This window comes from Nocardia sp. NPDC057455 (assembly GCF_042802775.1).
GTDB lineage: Bacteria > Actinomycetota > Actinomycetes > Mycobacteriales > Mycobacteriaceae > Nocardia.
In genome coordinates this window covers 51,039-69,378 of record NZ_JBHVDM010000028.1, presented here as the reverse complement: position 1 = coordinate 69,378, position 18,340 = coordinate 51,039, and the positions used below count along the sequence as shown (strand labels likewise).

At 69.0% G+C, this 18,340-nt stretch carries 19 protein-coding genes and 1 riboswitch; of the genes, 10 read left to right on the top strand and 9 right to left on the bottom strand.

The window, feature by feature from the left end; all coding sequences use genetic code 11:
* The first annotated feature begins 115 nt into the window (after positions 1–115).
* The gene (locus ACFU5M_RS14235) at positions 116–2,722 is read left to right on the top strand and encodes a LuxR C-terminal-related transcriptional regulator (RefSeq protein WP_379048873.1); all 2,607 of its coding nucleotides are present in this window, start codon (positions 116–118) and stop codon (positions 2,720–2,722) included.
* Positions 2,719–3,003, top strand: a complete 285-nt coding sequence (locus ACFU5M_RS14230) for a hypothetical protein (RefSeq protein WP_379048872.1) — start codon at positions 2,719–2,721, stop codon at positions 3,001–3,003. Before ACFU5M_RS14235 ends, ACFU5M_RS14230 begins: the two co-directional genes overlap by 4 nt.
* A gap of 8 nt (positions 3,004–3,011) precedes the next feature.
* Here the strand turns inward: ACFU5M_RS14230 and ACFU5M_RS14225 are convergent, their stop codons facing one another.
* The 3 genes from ACFU5M_RS14225 to ACFU5M_RS14215 form a co-directional block, all read right to left on the bottom strand.
* Positions 3,012–3,848: an alpha/beta fold hydrolase gene (locus tag ACFU5M_RS14225; protein WP_379048871.1), complete on the bottom strand. Its 837-nt coding sequence runs from the start codon at positions 3,846–3,848 to the stop codon at positions 3,012–3,014.
* A 147-nt stretch (positions 3,849–3,995) separates the two neighbouring features.
* Positions 3,996–4,628: a methylated-DNA--[protein]-cysteine S-methyltransferase gene (locus tag ACFU5M_RS14220; protein ID WP_379048870.1), complete on the bottom strand. Its 633-nt coding sequence runs from the start codon at positions 4,626–4,628 to the stop codon at positions 3,996–3,998.
* A gap of 109 nt (positions 4,629–4,737) precedes the next feature.
* Positions 4,738–5,082 carry a hypothetical protein gene (locus ACFU5M_RS14215; protein ID WP_379048869.1) on the bottom strand — a complete coding sequence of 115 codons (345 nt, stop codon included), beginning with the start codon at positions 5,080–5,082 and terminating at the stop codon, positions 4,738–4,740.
* 30 nt (positions 5,083–5,112) lie between these two features.
* On the opposite strand from ACFU5M_RS14215, the gene ACFU5M_RS14210 reads away from it, so the two are divergent.
* A complete protein-coding gene (locus ACFU5M_RS14210) occupies positions 5,113–6,618 on the top strand; it encodes a PLP-dependent aminotransferase family protein (protein WP_379048868.1) in 1,506 nt (501 codons plus the stop codon).
* Between the two features lie 338 nt (positions 6,619–6,956).
* On the opposite strand, the gene ACFU5M_RS14205 is transcribed toward ACFU5M_RS14210, so the two are convergent.
* Entirely contained in the window at positions 6,957–8,054 is a 1,098-nt protein-coding gene (locus ACFU5M_RS14205) for a CaiB/BaiF CoA transferase family protein (RefSeq protein ID WP_379048867.1), read from the bottom strand.
* 197 nt (positions 8,055–8,251) lie between these two features.
* On the opposite strand from ACFU5M_RS14205, the gene ACFU5M_RS14200 reads away from it, so the two are divergent.
* Entirely contained in the window at positions 8,252–8,698 is a 447-nt protein-coding gene (locus ACFU5M_RS14200) for a DUF456 domain-containing protein (protein ID WP_379048888.1), read from the top strand.
* Between the two features lie 3 nt (positions 8,699–8,701).
* Here the strand turns inward: ACFU5M_RS14200 and ACFU5M_RS14195 are convergent, their stop codons facing one another.
* Positions 8,702–9,577: an amidohydrolase family protein gene (locus tag ACFU5M_RS14195; RefSeq protein ID WP_379048866.1), complete on the bottom strand. Its 876-nt coding sequence runs from the start codon at positions 9,575–9,577 to the stop codon at positions 8,702–8,704.
* Between the two features lie 85 nt (positions 9,578–9,662).
* Positions 9,663–11,126, bottom strand: a complete 1,464-nt coding sequence (locus ACFU5M_RS14190; protein WP_379048865.1) for an FAD-dependent oxidoreductase — start codon at positions 11,124–11,126, stop codon at positions 9,663–9,665.
* 376 nt (positions 11,127–11,502) lie between these two features.
* Between ACFU5M_RS14190 and ACFU5M_RS14185 the strand changes: the two genes are divergently transcribed.
* The 3 genes from ACFU5M_RS14185 (at position 11,503) to ACFU5M_RS14175 (ending at position 13,774) form a co-directional block, all read left to right on the top strand.
* Complete coding sequence (locus ACFU5M_RS14185; RefSeq protein WP_379048864.1) at positions 11,503–11,952, top strand: hypothetical protein; 450 nt, start codon at positions 11,503–11,505, stop codon at positions 11,950–11,952.
* A gap of 63 nt (positions 11,953–12,015) precedes the next feature.
* A riboswitch (SAM riboswitch) is annotated at positions 12,016–12,132 on the top strand.
* Between the two features lie 14 nt (positions 12,133–12,146).
* A complete protein-coding gene (locus ACFU5M_RS14180) occupies positions 12,147–12,563 on the top strand; it encodes a rhodanese-like domain-containing protein (protein ID WP_379048863.1) in 417 nt (138 codons plus the stop codon).
* A complete protein-coding gene (locus tag ACFU5M_RS14175; protein WP_379048862.1) occupies positions 12,560–13,774 on the top strand; it encodes an O-succinylhomoserine sulfhydrylase in 1,215 nt (404 codons plus the stop codon). The genes ACFU5M_RS14180 and ACFU5M_RS14175 overlap by 4 nt, the downstream gene beginning before the upstream one ends.
* A gap of 164 nt (positions 13,775–13,938) precedes the next feature.
* Here ACFU5M_RS14175 and ACFU5M_RS14170 read toward each other — a convergent pair whose 3' ends face one another.
* Positions 13,939–14,391: an RpiB/LacA/LacB family sugar-phosphate isomerase gene (locus ACFU5M_RS14170; RefSeq protein WP_379048861.1), complete on the bottom strand. Its 453-nt coding sequence runs from the start codon at positions 14,389–14,391 to the stop codon at positions 13,939–13,941.
* A 91-nt stretch (positions 14,392–14,482) separates the two neighbouring features.
* On the opposite strand from ACFU5M_RS14170, the gene ACFU5M_RS14165 reads away from it, so the two are divergent.
* Together ACFU5M_RS14165 and ACFU5M_RS14160 are read left to right on the top strand one after the other, a co-directional pair.
* Positions 14,483–15,112: a type 1 glutamine amidotransferase family protein gene (locus ACFU5M_RS14165; protein WP_379048860.1), complete on the top strand. Its 630-nt coding sequence runs from the start codon at positions 14,483–14,485 to the stop codon at positions 15,110–15,112.
* A gap of 60 nt (positions 15,113–15,172) precedes the next feature.
* On the top strand, positions 15,173–15,619 hold the full coding sequence (locus ACFU5M_RS14160) for a MarR family winged helix-turn-helix transcriptional regulator (RefSeq protein WP_379048859.1): 447 nt from the start codon (positions 15,173–15,175) through the stop codon (positions 15,617–15,619).
* 108 nt (positions 15,620–15,727) lie between these two features.
* Here the strand turns inward: ACFU5M_RS14160 and ACFU5M_RS14155 are convergent, their stop codons facing one another.
* Positions 15,728–16,534, bottom strand: coding sequence for an HAD-IIA family hydrolase (locus ACFU5M_RS14155; RefSeq protein WP_379048858.1), 807 nt, complete (start codon positions 16,532–16,534; stop codon positions 15,728–15,730).
* Positions 16,535–16,726: 192 nt separating this feature from the next.
* Here ACFU5M_RS14155 and fgd point away from each other — a divergent pair, with 192 nt between their 5' ends.
* Positions 16,727–17,737 (top strand): glucose-6-phosphate dehydrogenase (coenzyme-F420), encoded by a 1,011-nt coding sequence (gene fgd / locus ACFU5M_RS14150; protein ID WP_379048857.1) that lies wholly within the window; start codon positions 16,727–16,729, stop codon positions 17,735–17,737.
* A 72-nt stretch (positions 17,738–17,809) separates the two neighbouring features.
* Here fgd and ACFU5M_RS14145 read toward each other — a convergent pair whose 3' ends face one another.
* On the bottom strand, positions 17,810–18,316 hold the full coding sequence (locus tag ACFU5M_RS14145) for a nitroreductase/quinone reductase family protein (protein WP_379048856.1): 507 nt from the start codon (positions 18,314–18,316) through the stop codon (positions 17,810–17,812).
* Between the last annotated feature and the right edge of the window lie 24 nt (positions 18,317–18,340).

The following is an 18,340-nucleotide window of genomic DNA, read 5'->3' as shown; positions in this document are numbered from 1 at the left end:
ACCTGTTCGAATTCCGCGTGGTCCAGCGGAAATTCGGCAAGGTCACCAGAAATTCACCACATCTATCGTGCTCGCTCGGCTTCGATCATGATCGGTGAAGAACTACAGTTAGAGCATGGCTCGGAATTGGCCGATGATCGAGCGCGAAAGCGAATTCGAGGCGATCCGCGCGGCGCTGACCGGTTCGGAGCACGTCGGTGTGGTGCTGACCGGCGATGCGGGGGTGGGCAAGACCACCCTGGCCAGGCACGCCACTTCCGCGATCGGCGGCAATGTTCGCTGGGTGGCGGGCACCGAGTCGGCGCGCAGCATTCCCCTCGGGGTCTTCGCCCACATGGTCGGCGTCTACACGGCGCACGACCCGGTCACCTTCATGTCGGCGGCGCGTGAGGCGTTGCTCGCCGACGGCGACACCGTGATCGGCGTGGACGACGCGCATCTGCTCGATCAGCTCTCCGCCACATTGCTGCTGCAGCTGGCCATCGACAAAGCGGCGCACATCGTGGTGACCGTGCGCAGCGGTGTCCAGGTGCCGGACGCGGTCACTTCGCTGTGGAAAGACGGCCACCTGACGCGCATCGACTTGCGCCCGTTCACCCAGCGTCAGAGCGTCGAGCTGGTGGAGTCGATGCTCGGCGGGCAGCTCGAGGGATTCACCGCCAACTTGATGTGGGAGTCCTCTGCCGGAAACGCGTTGTTCCTGCGGCATTTGGTCGAGGGTGCGCTGGAGGCGGGCACGCTGCGCCAGGTCAACGGGGTGTGGCAGTTGCGCGGCCGCGCAGCGGTGACCTCGGAGCTGGCCGCGCTGCTGGAGGATCGGGTGGAACAACTGCCCGAGCCCGTGCTGCGGGTGCTGGAACTGCTGACCTTCTGTGAGCCGATCGATCTCGACGTCCTCGCCGAATTGGCGGGCGAGGACGCGGTGGAAGCCGCCGAAACGCGCGGTGTGATCCGGGTCGTGCAGAACTCCCGGGATCTGATCGTCCGCTACAACCACCCGCTGTTCGGCGAGGTGATCCGGCGCAGGTTGGGCATCGCCTCGGCGCGGCGGCTGCGCGGCCGGTTGTATTCGTCGCTGAAGGAGCGCCGGATCAATTCCGCCGCCGATCGTATCCGGCTGGCCGAATTGGCTCTGGACAGTGACAAATCCGCGGATCTGGAATTGTTCGAGGCGGCGGCGGCCGACGCGATCGGATTGGCGAATCTGCCGCTGGGTGAGCGCTTCGCCCGCGCCGCGGTGGAGCGGCGCGGTGGCGTGGAGTCCGCCGACCTGCTGGCGCGCGCCTTGCTCTGGCAGGGACATCGGATCGAGGCCGAGCGCACCTTGGCCAGCTTCGACCCCGACCAGCTCGACGAGGTGCAGCTGGCGCGCTGGGGCAGCACCCGGGTGGCGAACTTGTTGTGGGCCATGGGCGATGCCGATCGCGCCGACGAGGTGCTGAAGCTGGTGCGGGGGAAGGTGCGGCATCCGAAGATCGCGGCCATCTTCACCGGTCTGGCGTCCGCGAGTCTGGTCAACGAGAACCGGGTCGACGACGCGATCGCCGAGGCGGAAACGGTGATGTCCGCCGATGGCGCACCGCCGTGGGCGGTGTGGTGGGCCGCGTTCGGCGGCGGCCTGGCGCTGGCGTTGATGGGCAAGGGCGAGGCGGCCAGGCAGTACGCGGCCCGCGGGCACGAGGTGGAAGAGCACATCGACGGGCTCAATCGCTTCATGTCCACGCACGCCGAGGTGCTCGCTCTGACCTTCACCGGCGATCTGGACGCCGCACGACGCCGCGCCGGGTCTTTCGTCGGCTACTCCTCGCCGGGGCAGTATCTGGCCTGGGGCATGTCGAAAATCCTGCAGGGCACCGTCGATGTGGCGCAGGGCCGATTCCTGGACGGCATCGAGAATCTGGAACAGGCGCTGGCCGCGCTGGCCGCGGAGGGCGCCGCCGCCTGGATGTTCCCCGCGCGAATCCGTCTGGCGGAGGCGTATTCGGCGCTCGGGCGCGCCGCCGAGGCCGCCGAGTCGATCGCGCACGCCACCGCGCGGGGCGGCAGGCACAGCGCGGTGTACGAACCGCAGCTGGAAGTGGCCCGCGCTTGGCTGGCCGCCGCCGAAGGAACCGTGACCCCGGCCATCCGGCTCGCGGTGGGCGCCGCCGACGCGGCCGCACACTCGCATCAGCATGCGATCGAGGCCATGGCACTGCACGCCGCGGCCCGTTTCGGTGATCATTCCGTGTCCGGACGACTGGCGGAGCTGGCCGTCCGGGTGGAAGGGCGGCTGGTGCAGGCGCAGGCGCGGCACGCGGTGGCGCTCGCCGCCCACGACGGACCCGGGCTGGACACGGCCGCAGCCGAATTCGAGCGCCTCGGCGTGCTGCTGTCGGCCGCCGACGCCTCGGCGCAGGCCGCGTCGGCCCACGAGCGGTCCGGCGATCGGCGCAGGTTGCTCGAGTCCGCCGCCGCGGCCAACCGCCTGGCCGCCGCCTGCGGCGGAGCGAGTACCCCGGCGCTGCGGCAGGCCGCGCAGCCCTTGCCGTTGACCGCGCGAGAACGAGAGATCGCGAACCTGGTCGCCGCGGGCCTGTCCAACCGGCAGATCGCCGACCGGCTCACGGTCTCGGTGCGCACGGTGGAGGGCCACCTCTACCGGGCCTGCATCAAGATGGACGTCACCGATCGCGAGTCCCTCGGAGCGCTGATGCGCGGCGAGTCCGGGAGTGGCGGATGACCTCGCGGTCGGCCGCGGTGATCTGCGCGCTGGCAGCCGGAATGCTCCTGGCCGCCGGGTGCTCGGACGGGCAGCCGCAACCGGTCACCAGTTCGGCGCGCCCCTCGACGACGGTGGCGCCGAAGACCGAGACGCCCCAGGAGCGCAACGCCCGGATCCGGCAGAAGCTGATCGAACTCGGCTGCTCGACGAACGCCTGTATTCAAACCTATTTCGGTTGCGAGGACGGCTACATCACCGGCGACGAGTGTGAATTCTTCCGCGCGCATCCCATGGACTGAGCCGCGTACTACCCGGCGGGCTGCTCGGCGCCGGTGAGAAACGAACCGGCGACGGGGGCGAGGAGCCCGATATTCGGGTTGTGGCTGAGCCGGGGAATCTCCCGGAAGACGGCATCGGGCAGTACCGCGGCGGCGGCGCGGGCTCCCTTCCGGAGCAGCGCGTCGGTCTTGCCGCCGGCGATGACCAGAGTCGGCACGCCGACCCCGGCCCAGTCCTCGGGCCGCAGCGGCTCGCCGCGCATGAAGTCGCGCATCACAGCCCAGTCGTGTGCGGTGGAGGCAGCGGTGGCGCACAGGTCTTTCCAAAAGGGGGTGAAGCGCATGACCGCGGCCATCACACGTGGCATACCCATGGCCTCGGTCATGTAGAACCGAACGGTGTTGCCGCGCGAATCTGCGGTGATCAGTTCGTGCAGCCGCGCTTCCAAGTCGCTGTCAGGCACGAAACCTTCCCGGTCGACCACGAAAGGCGGCTCGAACGCGACGATCTTCGTGATGCCCTTCACCCGGCCGGACTCGGCGGCTCGTAGCGCGAGCGCGGCGCCCGAGGACCAGCCGAACAACGCCGCCTTACCGCCCGCGGCCTCGACCAAAGCGGCGATGTCAGCGATCTCGCGCTCGACGTCGTAGACGCCGGGCGAATCCGTGCTGTCGCCGCGGCCACGCCGGTCGTAGTTGAGCACAGTCAACTGGTGCTGCTCGGCGAGTGCCGTGGCCAACTCGACCATCTTGGGGAATTTCCGGAAACCGAAGGCGCCGCCGACCAGAATCACGACTCCGTTGTCGCCGCCGACTTGCCGATCGAACGCGATCACGGTGCCGTCGGCCGATGTGACAGTCTCCATGGTCCACTCACTTCCGTTCCGGATCGGCGGGTGCTGCCGATGTCTCGCTCGTAGGGACGAAGCGAACTACACGAATTCATCGCACCGTCGGCGTATCCATGACTCCGAAACGAGGACCTGGGCCTTCACTCGGTCGGGGGCAGTTGCTCAGAACAAGGTGGGTTCGCCGAATCCCGATGTGCGCTCGATGGTCAGCAGGCGCTGCTTGGTATCGATGCCGCCCGGGGCGGAGAAGCCGTGCAGGGCGTGGTCGGCGGCGAGTACGCGGTGACACGGGATGATCAGCGGGATCGGGTTGCGGCCCAATGCCTGTCCGACCGCCTGGGCGGCGCCCGGTGCGCCCACGCGCTCGGCGACCTGGCCGTAGCTGAGGGTGTGGCCGGGGTCGATGGCGCGCGTGACGGCGTACACGGCGCGGTGGAACTCCGGAATCCCGCTGGTGTCCACGGCGATCCAGCGCAGGTCGTCGAGCTCGCCCGCGAGGTGGGCGCATATGCCCGCGATGGCTTCGGCGATCACGGCGGAGGGTGGATCCTCGTGGAGCTTCTCGCCTGCGCGAGCGCGTGTGATGCGCGCCCGGGTGGCCGCCGGGCTCTCCTCCGGGAGCTGGAATCGGATCACACCTGCGCCGCTCCACGCGATCGCGCAGCAGCCGATCGTGGTGTCGAACAGCGTCGCCGCGGCTGGACGGGTAGGCCCGGGCCGGCCCAGGGGCTCCGTGGCCGAACCGATGGCCTCGGTCGCCGGAGGATCGGCGGCGAGGGGAGTGGCGTCACTCATGAGCCAAGTCTGCATCGTAGGACCGACAAACAAGCAATGATCAGTCCAGTTATCCGGAACTGGCCTTTTGTCTCAGCTGGGCCGGGCGCGTGTGCCGGAAGGATTGAGGTCACACGGCGGGATGAGGGTTGCCGCCGCACCGGCCTGGCGCGGGCGCGGTGGCCTTCCGTCGCCGCAAGACGGTTCGCGGTGACTCCGCGCCGCTGGACAGGTCCGGGTCCGGCATGTCCCTGTGCCCGTGGATCGCGGCGAGATCGGAGTATCGCCGCTGATGGTCGTAGTAGGAGAGGGTTTGGTCGGACATCGGGGTGCCCGGGTGGAAACGTTCGAGGCGGAAGGCGCGCTCGTCGCGTTTCGGCGCGAAGCGGTAGATCAGGCAGCCGAACAAAGCGACCAGGAGCAGGGTGGCGAGGGCGGTCATGTCCGCCAGCGTGCGCGCTACTGGCCTTGCCAAGGAATATCCAATCGGCCGATACTGGACCGCATGGCGACGAGAGTGATCGGCGCGGGCAGCCTGGCCCGCGATCTGGGCCGTTGGCGGCACGCGCACGACGGTGATCCGGATTCGGCCGGGCGGCGCTCCACCCGCCCGGCGTACCTGGCGCTGGCCGAAGGCATCCGGTTGCTGATCCACGACGGTCGGGCGCCGCTGGGTGTCGCCTTGCCCAGCGAACGTGATCTCGCCGCCACCCTCGGGGTCAGCCGCACCACCATCACCTCCACTTACGCGCTGCTGCGCGAGCACGGCTACCTGATCAGCCGCCAGGGGTCGCGCAGCACGGTGGCCCTGCCCCGCGACGTGCAGCACGACGGCGTCAAACCGGCCAGGAGCATCCTGGCGATGATGGCCTCGCCCGAGCTGCCCACCATCGACATGACCTATGCCGCGATGGCCGCCCCCTTGGAGATGCAAGACGCGTATTCCGCTGCCCTGGAAGGAATTCCGGCCTATCTCGGTACGCACGGCATGGACCCGGTCGGCGTGCTCGCGCTGCGCGAGGCCATCGCCCGCCGCTACACCGCGCGCGGGCTGCCGACCGAGCCCGACCAGATCCTGGTCACTCTCGGCGCCCAGCACGGCCTGCGCCTGCTGCTGAACGTGCTCACGGCGCCCGCAGCGCGCGTGCTGATCGACCATCCGACCTATCCGAATGCCATCGAGGCGATCCGCGATGTCGGCGCCCGGCCGGTGCCGGTGCCGCTGCGCCCGGAGGACCCGGCGGGAGGCTGGGATCTCGACGGAATCCGCAGTGCCGCCCGGCAGACCGCGGCGAGCCTGGCCTACCTGGTGCCGGACTACAACAATCCGACGGGCTTGCTGCTCGACGCCGACGGCCGCGCTGAACTGGCCGCCATCGCGAGGGATACCAGGATGACCGTCGTGATCGATGAATCCATGGCGGATCTCGGCCTCGGCGCGGACATTCCACCGCCGCCGGTCGCGGCCTTCGCCCGAGGCTCCGAGATCATCACCATCGGCTCGGCCTCGAAATCGTTCTGGGGCGGTCTGCGGGTCGGCTGGATCCGGACCAACCAGGCGCTGATCACCAAGCTTCTCGGCATCCGCTCCACCGTCGACCTCGGCACCCCCGTGATGGACCAGTTGGCCACCGTGCACCTGCTCGGGCACGCGGACGTGATTCTCGACCGCCGCCGGGACCAGTTGCGTTCGCAGCGTGCCGCTCTGCTCGGCACGCTCGCCGAGGAACTGCCCGACTGGCGGGTCACTGTCGGCGCGGGCGGCATGTCGGTGTGGGCGCAGCTGCCGACCTCGGTGTCCACCGCGCTCGCCGCCACGGCGCCCAACCACGGCGTATTGCTCGCGGCCGGGCCTCGATTCGGCGTGCAGGGCGCGTTCGAACGGTTCCTGCGGCTGCCGTTCACCCACCGGGAGCCCGAATTGCGGTTGGCGGTCAAAGCCATCGCGTCCGCCTATTTCGCGCTGACGCCCCGCGCCGCGGACCCGCTGACGCCGTTGACCTGCTACTGAGGAGATTTCGCCGCTCCGACTTCGGGAGGCTCCGCCGGCGGCACTCCCCTCCGAGCGCCGCCGGGCACGGGTGGCCGGTCACCCCTCGGGACTGGCCCTCGTCGTGCTCGGGCGGCGTGCGGAAGCTCGCACGGCGCCTCGGCCTCCAACTCGAGCGGCGGTCAAGGGGCGGACCGGACGATGCCCGGGAAAGTTCGCTGTCCTCGAAAGCCGCCTGCTCGCGGACAGTATGGCAGGCCCGGCGCCGAACTGTCGAACCGGTTGGTATGTTGCAACTTTCAATTAGTGCGCGCAGGGCGGGGTGCCGGGACGACGTGCCCCGACGCCCCGCCCGGGACTCAGTCGGTCCAGACCGACGCGATCGGCGTCGCGGTGGTGGGCGGCGGAGTCGGAATCCCATTGGGAGTGCGGGAGAATCGCGGCGCGGGGGCATGCTGGGTGATGTTGTCCAGCTCCAGCAACGAGCCGCGGGCCGCGATGTGCTCGTTGCGCGTCGCCTCCTCGAAGGTGAGCACGGGCGAGACGCATGCGTCGGTGCCGACGAAGATCTCGGCCCACTCGTCCCGGGTCTTGGTCCGGAAGCGTTCGGTGAACAGCTTTTTGAGCGTGTCCTGGCCGGCGGGGTCGAGCTGGAAGGGCAGGCCGTCCGCGTCGATCTCCAGGCCCGCGAGCAACTGGGCGTAGAACTGCGGTTCGATCGCGCCGACCGCCATGTACTTGCCGTCGGAGGTCTCGTAGGTGTCGTAGAACGACATTCCGGTATCGAGCAGATTCACGCCGCGCTCGTCGGACCAGACGCCCGCACCGCGCATGCCCCAGATCATGTGCGAAAGGGCAAGGGCGCCGTCGACCATGGCCGCGTCGATCACCTGGCCCTTGCCGGACTGCTGCCGTTCCACCAGCGCGGCGAGGATGCCGAACACCAGGAACATCGAGCCGCCGCCGAAATCGCCCACCATGTTCAGCGGCGGGACCGGCCGTTCGCCCTTGCGGCCGATGGCGTGCAGCACGCCGGTGATGGAGATGTAGTTGATGTCGTGTCCCGCGCGGTCGGCCAGCGGGCCCTCTTGACCCCAGCCGGTCATCCGTCCGTAGACCAGACGCGGGTTGCGAGCGAGCGCCTCGTCCGGACCCAGGCCCATCCGCTCGGTGACACCGGGACGGAAGCCCTCGATCAGCACGTCCGCCTTCTCGACGAGGCCGAGCACTTTCTCGATGTCGGCGGGATTCTTGAGATCGGCCTCGACGATGGTCCGGCCACGCAGCTGCGGCCGGTCGAATCCGCCCGGCAGCTGACCCGCGCGCTGCACCCGGACCACGTCGGCGCCCAGATCGGCGAGCAGCAGCGCGGCGTGCGGACCGGGGCCGATGCCGGCCAGCTCGATGACCTTGATGCCCGCGAGCGGGCCCTGCTCGGCGGTGGATGGAGTACTCACGCCCTACCTCGGTTCGTCGTTGATCCAGCGCACCGGTGACCGGTACGTCCTCCCGGACGCGACCGGGAGGGGTGTATTGACAGTACGACAATAACGCCGCGGCGCTACGGCTCGCTCGCGACTGCGCGCCGCTCTAGGCTGCACGTGTGGAAGCGCTGTCTGATCAGGGGTGGTACAACCTTCTCGCCGGCCTCGCGATGCTGGTCGGCCTCGTCGGAGTCGTCGTGCCGATCCTGCCGGGCGTGATCCTGATCTTCGCGGCCATCGCCGTCTGGGCCGCCCTCACCGGTGGCGCCACGGCGTGGACAGTCTTCGCGATCAGCGCGTTGTTGCTGGTGCTTTCCGGGGTCGTCAAATACGTCTGGCCCGGCCGCCGGATGAAGGACGCGGGCGTGTCCAGCCGGGCGGTCTTCCTCGGCGCGGTACTCGGCATCGTCGGCTTCTTCGTGATCCCGGTGATCGGCCTGTTCGTGGGTTTCGTTCTCGGCGTGTATCTTTCGGAACTCCAGCGGCTGCGCGTCAATCGGCAGGCATGGCAGGCGACGGTGCACGCGTTGAAGGGCGTCGGCCTGTCCATGCTGATCGAACTCTTCGGCGCGTTGCTGGCCACCGGCGTTTGGCTCGTCGGCGTCTTCGTCGTGTGAGCGCTACCGATCGATGGCGGGGAACGGGATCGTGTCGCCCGCCCCGCTTTCCGGGAGTTCGTCGCGGCGCAGCCGGAGGGTCGGCGGTTGCGGGCGGTACAGCGGCAGCGTGGGGGCCGGATCGTCACGGACGACGCGCTCGCGGGCCGGGAGCCGGTAGAACGCGCGCGCGTTGTCCTCGAGCACCGCGTGCATGTCGGTGCCCACCACGTCGCAGAGCAGATCCACGTCCGAGTCCCGGAACGGGCGTCCGGCTCGGGTGCCGGGCAGATCGGTGCCGAACATGAGGGCTCCGGGATTCACCGCGTGGATGCGGCGCAGGGTGTCGGCCACGTTCATCGCGACCCGTCCGAAACCGGTCGCCTTGACCTTGGCTCCGCGGTCGACGAGATCGAGCAGGAAGGGCAGCCCCTCCGCGGACATGCCCAGATGGTCGACCGACAACGCGGGCAGCTTGGAGATGACCGGTTGCAGCGAGGCCAGCATCGTGCCGTCGATGTAGACCTCGACGTGCCAGCCGACCAGCTCGTGCGCGCGTAGCGCCTGCAACGTCATTCCGGTGATGTCGGCCGCCGCGCGCTTGAGGTTGAACCGCAGCGCGCGCACGCCGATGCGGTCCAGTTCCAGAATCTCCTCGTCGGAGGCGTCCAAGTCGAGCCGGGTGACGCCGACCCAGCCCTCGCCGAGCTCGGCGAGGGCGGCCTTCAGGTAGGTCTGATCGGTGCCCTGGAACGACCCGCTGACCACCGCGCCGCCCGCGACGTCGAAGCGCGACATGCGTTTGCGGTAATCCGCGATGGTGAACGGGTCGGGCAGGTAGCCCTCGTTCTCGGCCAGCGGGAATCGCGGGTCGAAGATGTGCAGGTGGGCATCGAACACTTGTACAGAATGCCTCAGGGTCGAATTTTCCGCTGCCACAGCGGGGGTGTGGCGGTGGCAGCGGAGTCGGTCGCAGCCGGGGTGATCAGACCTTGTGCGGTTCGCTGGCGCGCAGCATGTCCTCGCGCTCGACGACCTTGACGCGCTCACGGCCCTCGGGTTCGCCGAGGGAGCGTTCGTGTGCGTCGAGGCGGTACCAGCCGGCCCAGGTGGTAAACGGGATGCCCTTGCTCTCCAGGAATTCGGTGACGGCCTCGGGGTCGGGCCGCTGCGCCGGGGTGAAGCCGGGAGCGTCGTCCAGCAGGCAGGCGATGGTCTCGTTGGCGTCGCCCTTGGTGTGGCCGATCAGGCCGACCGGGCCGCGCTTGATCCAGCCGGTGACGTAGGTGGCGGGCAGGTAGCGCGCGGCGCCGTCGGCGTTCTCGTCGGCGATCACGCGACCCGCTTCGTTCGGCACGGTGCCCGCCTGGTCGTCGAACGGCAGGTTGGTCAGGTTCTGCGACAGATAGCCGACGGCGCGGTACACCGCCTGCACGTCCCAGTCCTTGAACACGCCGGTGCCCTTGACGTTACCGGTGCCGTCGAGCTGGGTGCGCTCGGTGCGCAGGCCGACGACCTTGCCGTTCTCGCCGAGCACTTCGGTGGGGGATTCGAAGAAGTGCAGGAACAGCTTGTGCGGCCGGTCGCCGGCGTCGCGGATGGCCCACTGCTCGAGCGTGTTGGCGACCATGTCGACCTGCTTGGAATGCCTGCGCGCGGCTTCGGAGCCCTCGTCGTAGTCGATGTCCTCGGGGTCGACGATGACTTCGATGGTGGGGGAGTGGTCGAGTTCGCGCAGTTCCAGCGGGGTGAACTTGGCCTGGGCGGGCCCGCGGCGGCCGAAGACATGGACCTCGACGGCCTTGTTGGCCGTGAGGCCCTTGTAGACGTTCGGCGGGATCTCGGTGGGCAGCAGTTCGTCGCCGGTCTTGGCCAGCACGCGGGCGACGTCGAGGGCGACGTTGCCGACGCCGAGGACGGCGACCTTCTCCGCGTCCAACGGCCAGGTGCGGGGGACGTCGGGGTGGCCGTCGTACCAGGAGACGAAGTCGGCGGCGCCGAAGGAGCCGTCGAGATCGATGCCGGGGATGGGCAGCGCGCGGTCGGCGTTGGCGCCGGTGGAGAAGATCACCGCGTCGTAGAAGGCCCGCAGGTCGTCCAGCGTGATGTCGGTGCCGTAGTCGATATTGCCCAGCAGGCGCACCTGCGGCTTGTCCAGCACCTTGTGCAGGGCGGTGATGATGCCTTTGATCCGCGGGTGGTCGGGCGCGACGCCGTAGCGGATCAACCCGAAGGGCGCGGGCATGCGCTCGAACAGGTCGATGCTCACCTCGGCATCGGACTTCATCAGTGCGTCGGCGGCGTAGATCCCGGCCGGTCCGGCGCCCACGATCGCGATGCGGAGCGGGCGGGTCCTCGCGGTGTGCGCGTCGGGCCCGGAGGAGGAAGCCTGCGTCACCACGGAGGGCTCGCGAACACCGCCGTCCTCTACTGCACTCTGTTCGGTCATCTCTTTACGCGCACCTTTATGGTCGAAACAATTAAGGACGTCTGGCTTAGCTTAGGCTAAGTTGACGCACCGGCTCGGTCGCACCCTCGGTGCGGACGCCGGCGTTGCCGGCTCGTGGCTGCACGGTGCTCCGTTCGCCGCGGCGTGGAGCTGCCGATTCGCTATGACAGCAGGCCGCCCTCCCGCGATTCTATCGGGATGGTCGATGCCGCCCCGCGTCGGTGCGTGAACTCGGCGGATGCCGTGAAAAGCCACAATCGTCGCTTACCCGCTCGAGCGCGGCCTATCGCGGCCGCCGGGACCGAGCCGGCTCCGCCGGTGTCCGCAGCCGGGGGCCGAGCGCTCGATACCCGCGCCGACCAGGGATCATCGAGCCATGACCGAACAGCAGCCGACCGCGGGCGAGGACGAGATCATCCGGGTCGATCAGACCGACAAGCGTTCGGCGGCCCCGTTCATCGCGGCCGCGGTGGTCGCGGCGATCGTGTTGATCGCGATCGTGCTCGGTGGTGTGCTGTCGCCGGCTGAGAAAAATGTCACAGAAGCCGACCGCATCGTGGCGGCCGTCCGCAATTTCGTGGACGGCGCCAACCGCAGCGACGCCGTACCGCCGCCCGGCACCGCGTGCCTGGGTTTCGACGCGAGCCGCTCGCCGCTGGCGGGCCAGGACGGCGTCGGAAAGCCGGTCGAGATCACGAAAATCGACAACCCGATCATGGACGGCGACCGGGGCAAGGCGACCGTGACCACGAAGGTGGACGGGCGAGAGCGGACCTCGACCTGGAATCTCACCAGATCCGGCGGCAAGTGGCTGGTCTGCACCTGAGCGTTCGCGCAGTGTGCGCCACCGTTTGACACGATGACCCGGGTCGGTGCAATCTCAGTCGAAGGTCATGAGAACCAGTGTCAAGCCCCGGCATTGCTGGTCGGCAACCCTCCTCCGCGGTGGGGTGCTCCGGGTGACGACCTGGCGGCGCCCTGGTCCCGGGTGCGGCAAGTGCGGATTCGCAGGAGGTGCACATGAGTTATGCCGGTGACATCACTCCGCAGCAGGCGTGGGAGCTGCTGCGGGACAATCCCGAAGCCGTCCTCGTGGACGTGCGCACGGAAGCGGAATGGAAGTTCGTCGGCGTCCCCGATACGAGCGCGATCGAACGGCCGACCGTGCTGATCGAGTGGGTCGACTCCTCGGGCGCGCGTAACGAGGCGTTCGTCGAGCAGCTTCGGCAGGCGCTCGACGGCCACGACCCCGAGGCTCCCCTCGTCTTCCTCTGTCGCTCCGGTCAGCGTTCGATAGGCGCGGCGATCGCCGCCACCACGGCGGGTTACCGCACCTCCTACAACGTGCTGGAGGGCTTCGAAGGCCCGCTCGACGAATTCGGGCATCGCGGCAGTGCTGGCTGGCGTGCTCTCGGACTGCCCTGGCGGCAGTCGTGATCACCGGCGGCGCGTTCGACAAGCCGCTGCCCGGCGGCGTCGGTCCCGCGACGCTGGGCGTGCGCGGCGGGTTGCGGCGCTCCGGTTTCGAGGAGACCGCCGAGGCGCTCTATCTGACCTCCGGCTTCGTCTACGAGAGCGCCGAAGCCGCCGAGGCCGCGTTCACCGGCGAGGTCGAGCACTTCGTCTACTCCCGCTACGGCAACCCGACGGTGGCCATGTTCGAGGAGCGGATGCGCCTGATCGACGGCGCCGAGGCGTGCTTCGCGACCGCGAGCGGCATGTCCGCGGTGTTCACCGCGCTGGGCGCGCTGCTGAAGGCGGGCGACCGGCTCGTCGCGGCGCGCAGCCTGTTCGGCTCGTGCTTCGTGGTGTGCAACGAAATCCTGCCGCGCTGGGGCGTGGAGACCGTCTTCGTCGACGGCGAGGATCTCGACCAGTGGGAACAGGCGCTGTCGGTGCCCACCCGGGCGGTGTTCTTCGAGACGCCCGCCAATCCGATGCAGACCTTGGTCGACGTGCGCCGGGTGACCGAGCTGGCGCACGCGGCGGGCGCGAAAGTGGTGCTGGACAACGTGTTCGCCACTCCGCTGCTGCAACGTAGCTTCGAACTCGGCGCCGACGTGGTGGTCTACTCGGGGACAAAGCACATCGATGGCCAAGGCCGCGTGCTCGGTGGCGCGATCCTCGGCGCTCAGGACTACATCGATGGCCCGGTGAAAACGCTGATGCGCCATACCGGTCCGGCGCTGAGCCCATTCAACGCGTGGACACTGCTCAAGGGCCTGGAGACGATGCCGCTGCGGGTACGCCACTCGGCGGAGTCCGCCCTGCGGATCGCTCGTTTCCTGGAAAGCAACCCGGCCGTCAGCTGGGTGCGGTACCCGTTCCTGGAATCCCATCCGCAGCACGCGCTGGCCACCAGCCAGATGAGCGGGGGCGGCACCGTGGTCACCTTCGAACTGAACGCGCCCGCGAACGAGGCGAAGAAGCGCGCTTTCGAAGTCCTCAACCGGTTGCGCATAGTCGACATCTCCAACAACCTCGGCGACGCGAAGACCCTGATCACGCACCCGGCCACCACGACGCACCGCGCCATGGGCCCGGAAGGCCGGGCCACCATCGGCCTGACCGACGGCGTCGTGCGTATCTCGGTGGGCCTGGAAGACGTCGAAGATCTCCTGGACGACTTGGACAACGCCCTCTCCTGAGCCGGAAACCGTCGCGCGATCGGTCAGCCGATCGGCGCGATGACGCCGGGTGACGACGGTGCGCCGTGCGGACCAGTCGATTCGGGGCCTCGTCCTGGTCGAAGGCCAGTCGGACCGTGCTGCGGCGATGCGCCGTGCGCCACACGGAGTGCCCGGAGGCTTCCTCAGGCGTCGGCGGCGCGTTCGATGTCGGCGAGATGGGCGATGTTCGCCTGGTCGTCCGGGGACGAACTCGGTTCGGTGGTGAACCAGGCGTCGAGGATCTCCCGCAGTTCGGCGCTGGAGGTCGAACGCAGGCTCAGGGCGAGGACGTTGGCATCGTTCCAGGTGCGGGCGCCCGCCGCGGTCGAAGCGTCGGTGCAGAGCGCGGCGCGCACGCCGGGGACCTTGTTGGCCGCGATCGAGGCGCCGGTGCCGGTCCAGCAGCAGACGATCGCCTGGTCGCCGTGGCCGGACGCGACGTCCCGGGCCGCCGCCTCGCTGGCCCACGCCCAGTCGTCGCGCTCCGCGTCGGACAGCGCGCCGTGCGGCACGATCTCGAGACCGCGCTTGTGCAGCTCGTCGACCAATTCCCGAGCGACTCCGACTCGCTCGTCCGCCGCCACCGAAATGCGCATGCCCCCAGCGTAGTTGCCGGTTCGCCGAGTGTTCCCGCTTCGCGCCGATTGAGCATTGACAGTATGCTGTCATGTATGACAGTATACTGTCATGGTTACGAGGACAGTGCACATGGCCGTTTACAACACGCTCGCCGACTGGGAGGTGGGCGCGGCCACCGCGCACATCAACAAGCCGAGCTGGCACCGGGAGCCGGGAACGTGGCAGGTGAAGACGGTCGGCCTGAGCGCGGAGCCGATCACCACCATGGGCGGCATGCGCATCGTGCCGGACGTCGTGCTCGACGAGCTCACGCCCGCCGACAGCGCGATGCTGATCCTGCCGGGGGCGCAGACCTGGGAGGGGTCGGAGCTGGATGCGTTCACGCACAAGGCGCGCGCGTTCGTCGACGCGGGCGTGCCGGTCGCCGCGATCTGCGGCGCGACGTTCGGCCTGGCCAAGGCCGGCCTGCTCGACACCCGCAAGCACACCAGCAATGTCGCGGAATTCCTGCTCTACAGCGGCTATTCGGGCGCCGACCACTACGTCGAGGCCCCGGCCGTCACCGACGGTGACGTGATCACCGCCAGCGCGAGCGCGCCGTTCGAATTCGCGCGCGAGGTACTGGGCAGGCTCGGCGTGTACGAGCCGCATGTGCTGGACGGCTGGTATCGGTTGTTCGCGCACGCCGATCCGGCCGGCTGGGCGGTGCTCGCGGAATACGACGCGCAGCATGCGTGAGCGAGAATCGTCGGTGATCCGGACGGCCGGATCACCGACGCGGGCGTCGGGAGGCGAAGCATGACCGCTGAACAGGAGCTGTTCGCCACGGCGGCGATCACGTCGTTCCGGTTGAACGGCCGATTCCTCGCGGTGGCCGAGGAACTGGCGCGACCGGCGGGACTGACCGCGGCTTGGTGGCAGGTGCTGGGCGCGGTGTTGCGCGCGCCGCTACCGGTCGCCGGAATCGCCCGCGAAATGGGCATCACCCGCCAGAGCGTGCAGCGCATCGCGGATCTGCTGGTGGACAAGGGACTTGCCGAATACCGCCCCAATCCCGCGCACCGGCGAGCGAAACTCGTCGCTGTCACCGACGCGGGCCTCGCCGCGGTCCGCCGCATCGACCCGCAGCACAAGGCGATGTCCGAACGGCTCGTGGAAGAACTCGGCCGCGAGCAACTCGCGCTGACCGTCGATGTGCTCACCGAGTTGTCCGCCGCGATGGACGCGATCACCGACGGCGACTAGCTCCGGCGACCGGCGGTCGCCGGGTGCGACGGCAGCGCGCATCGCCGTGTCGCGTGGCGATCAGCTGGGCCCGGAGAGGCTCTGGCTGCTGTCAGCCGGAAAACCTGATCAATCCGTGAACGGAGACCCGGTCTTCCCGATCAGGTCGGCGACGGAGTCCACCACCATCGTGGGGCGGTAGGGGTAGGCCTCGAAGGACGCGCGGGTGGAGATGCCCGAGGTGACCAGGATGGTGCGCATGCCCGCTTCCAGGCCGGAGATGACGTCGGTGTCCATCCGATCGCCGATCATCACCGTCGATTGGGAATGGGCGCCGATGCGACGCAGCGCGGAGCGCATCATCAGCGGGTTCGGCTTGCCGACGTAGTACGGGTCGCGACCGGTGGCGCGGGTGATCAGCGCGGCCACCGAACCGGTGGCGGGCAGCGAGCCGTCCCGGGACGGCCCGGTCGGGTCCGGGTTGGTCGCGATGAAACGGGCGCCTCGCTCGACCAGCCGGATCGCGGTGGTGATCGCCTCGAAGGAGTACGTGCGGGTCTCGCCGAGGACGACGTAGTCCGGATCGCTGTCGGTCAGCACGTAACCGATCTCGTGCAGTGCGGTGGTGAGCCCGGATTCGCCCACCACGTATGCGGTGCCGTTGGGTCGCTGGTCGTTCAGGAAGGTGGCGGTGGCCAGCGCGGAGGTCCAGATCGCCTCTTCGGGGATGTCGAGCCCGGTGTGCCGAAGCCGCGCCTGCAGATCACGCGGCGTGCGGATCGAGTTGTTGGTCAGCACCAGGAACGGTGTGTCGTTGGCGCGCAGTTCGGTGAGGAACTTGTCGGCGCCCGGGATGAGATGGTCCTCGTGCACCAGCACGCCGTCCATATCGGTCAAGTAGGACAGGATCGGCTCGTCTGCGGTCACGCGAGCCATTATCCGCTATCGCCCGGCGACCGAAACGGCGACGACCGGCAGACCGGCGCGCGGAAACATTTCGCCCGGGGCGCGGCGTTCTCCCGCTGTGCAGATCATCCGCGCCAGGCCGTCGGCGCGGCGGCGGCAGCGTTGACTACTGTCGAGAACGGATCGCGATGGCGGCGAAACGAAACGCGAGGAGCGTGGCAGATGAGCGGACTCAAGCTCGGATACAAGGCATCGGCGGAGCAGTTCGGCCCCCGTGAACTCGTCGAGATCGCGGTGCTGGCCGAGCAACACGGTTTGGACAGCGCCACCGTGAGCGACCATTTCCAGCCCTGGCGGCACAACGGCGGGCACGCGCCCTTCTCGCTGGCCTGGTTGGCCGCGGTCGGCGAGCGCACCCAGCGCATCCAGCTCGGCACCTCGGTGCTCACCCCGACCTTCCGCTACAACCCCGCCGTGATCGCGCAGGCCTTCGCCACCTTGGGCTGCCTGTACCCGGATCGCGTCATGCTCGGGGTCGGCACCGGTGAGGCGCTCAACGAGATCGCGACCGGATACACCGGCGAATGGCCCGAGTTCAAGGAGCGTTTCGCGCGCCTGCGCGAGGCGGTCGACCTGATGCGCGCACTGTGGACCGGCGACCGCGTCGACTACGACGGCGAGTACTACAAGACCGTCGGCGCCTCCATCTACGACGTGCCCAAGGGCGGCATCCCGATCTACATCGCCGCGGGTGGCCCGCTGGTCGCGCGGTACGCCGGACGCGCGGGCGACGGCTTCATCTGCACGTCGGGCAAGGGCATGGACCTCTACACCGAGAAGTTGATGCCCGCCGTCGCCGAGGGCGCCGCGAAGGCAGGGCGCAGCGTGGAGGTCATCGACCGGATGATCGAGATCAAACTGTCCTACGACACCGATCCCGAACTGGCCAGGGAGAACACCCGATTCTGGGCCCCGCTCTCGCTCACCGCGGAGCAGAAGCACAGCATCACCGACCCGATCGAGATGGAGGCCGCCGCCGACGCGCTGCCCATCGAACAGATCGCCAAGCGCTGGATCGTCGCGAGCGACCCCGACGAGGCGGTCGCCCAGATCAAGCCCTACCTCGACGCCGGCCTCAACCACCTGGTCTTCCACGCCCCCGGCCACGACCAGCGCCGCTTCCTCGACCTCTTCCAGCGCGACCTCGCCCCCCGCCTGCGCGCCCTCGCCTGACGTTCACGAGTGGCCCACCACGCGCCAGAGGCCCTTTCGGACCGATGCCGCGGTGGTGTGCCACTCGCGGCGTTATGCCCGGCGGAGGGCGAAGATGCGGAGGTCGCGGGTGGTGCGGGAGCGGTAGGCGGCGTAGGCGCCGGTGATGTCGACGAAGCGTTGGAAGATACGGGTTTTGTCTGGGTCTTCCAGGGGGGTGGCGGTTACGGGGATGCGTTCGCCCGCTATCGCTACCGTGGCGTTGGGGTTCGCCAGGAGGTTGGCGGTCCAGGCGGGGTGGTGTGCCTGGCCGAAGTTGCTGCCGATCACGTAGAGCGTGTCGCCGTCGTGCACGTAGAGCAACGGCTGGGTGCGTGGCTGCCCGGACTTGCGTCCGATCGTGGTGAGCAGGATGACCGGCGCGCCGATCGGGCCGAGCACGGTGTACTTGGCGTCGGTGCGCTCCAGGACCGCCCGATCCAGCGGGGTCAGGGCGCGGACCAGCCGGGAGCCGGGCTTGGTGGCCGCGAATCTACCTGCCGCGCGGGCGAATAGGTTGGTGCGCGAACCCCACTGCCGATCCGGAAATTGCTCAGCCATGCCCGGACTATAGCGGGGCGGCCT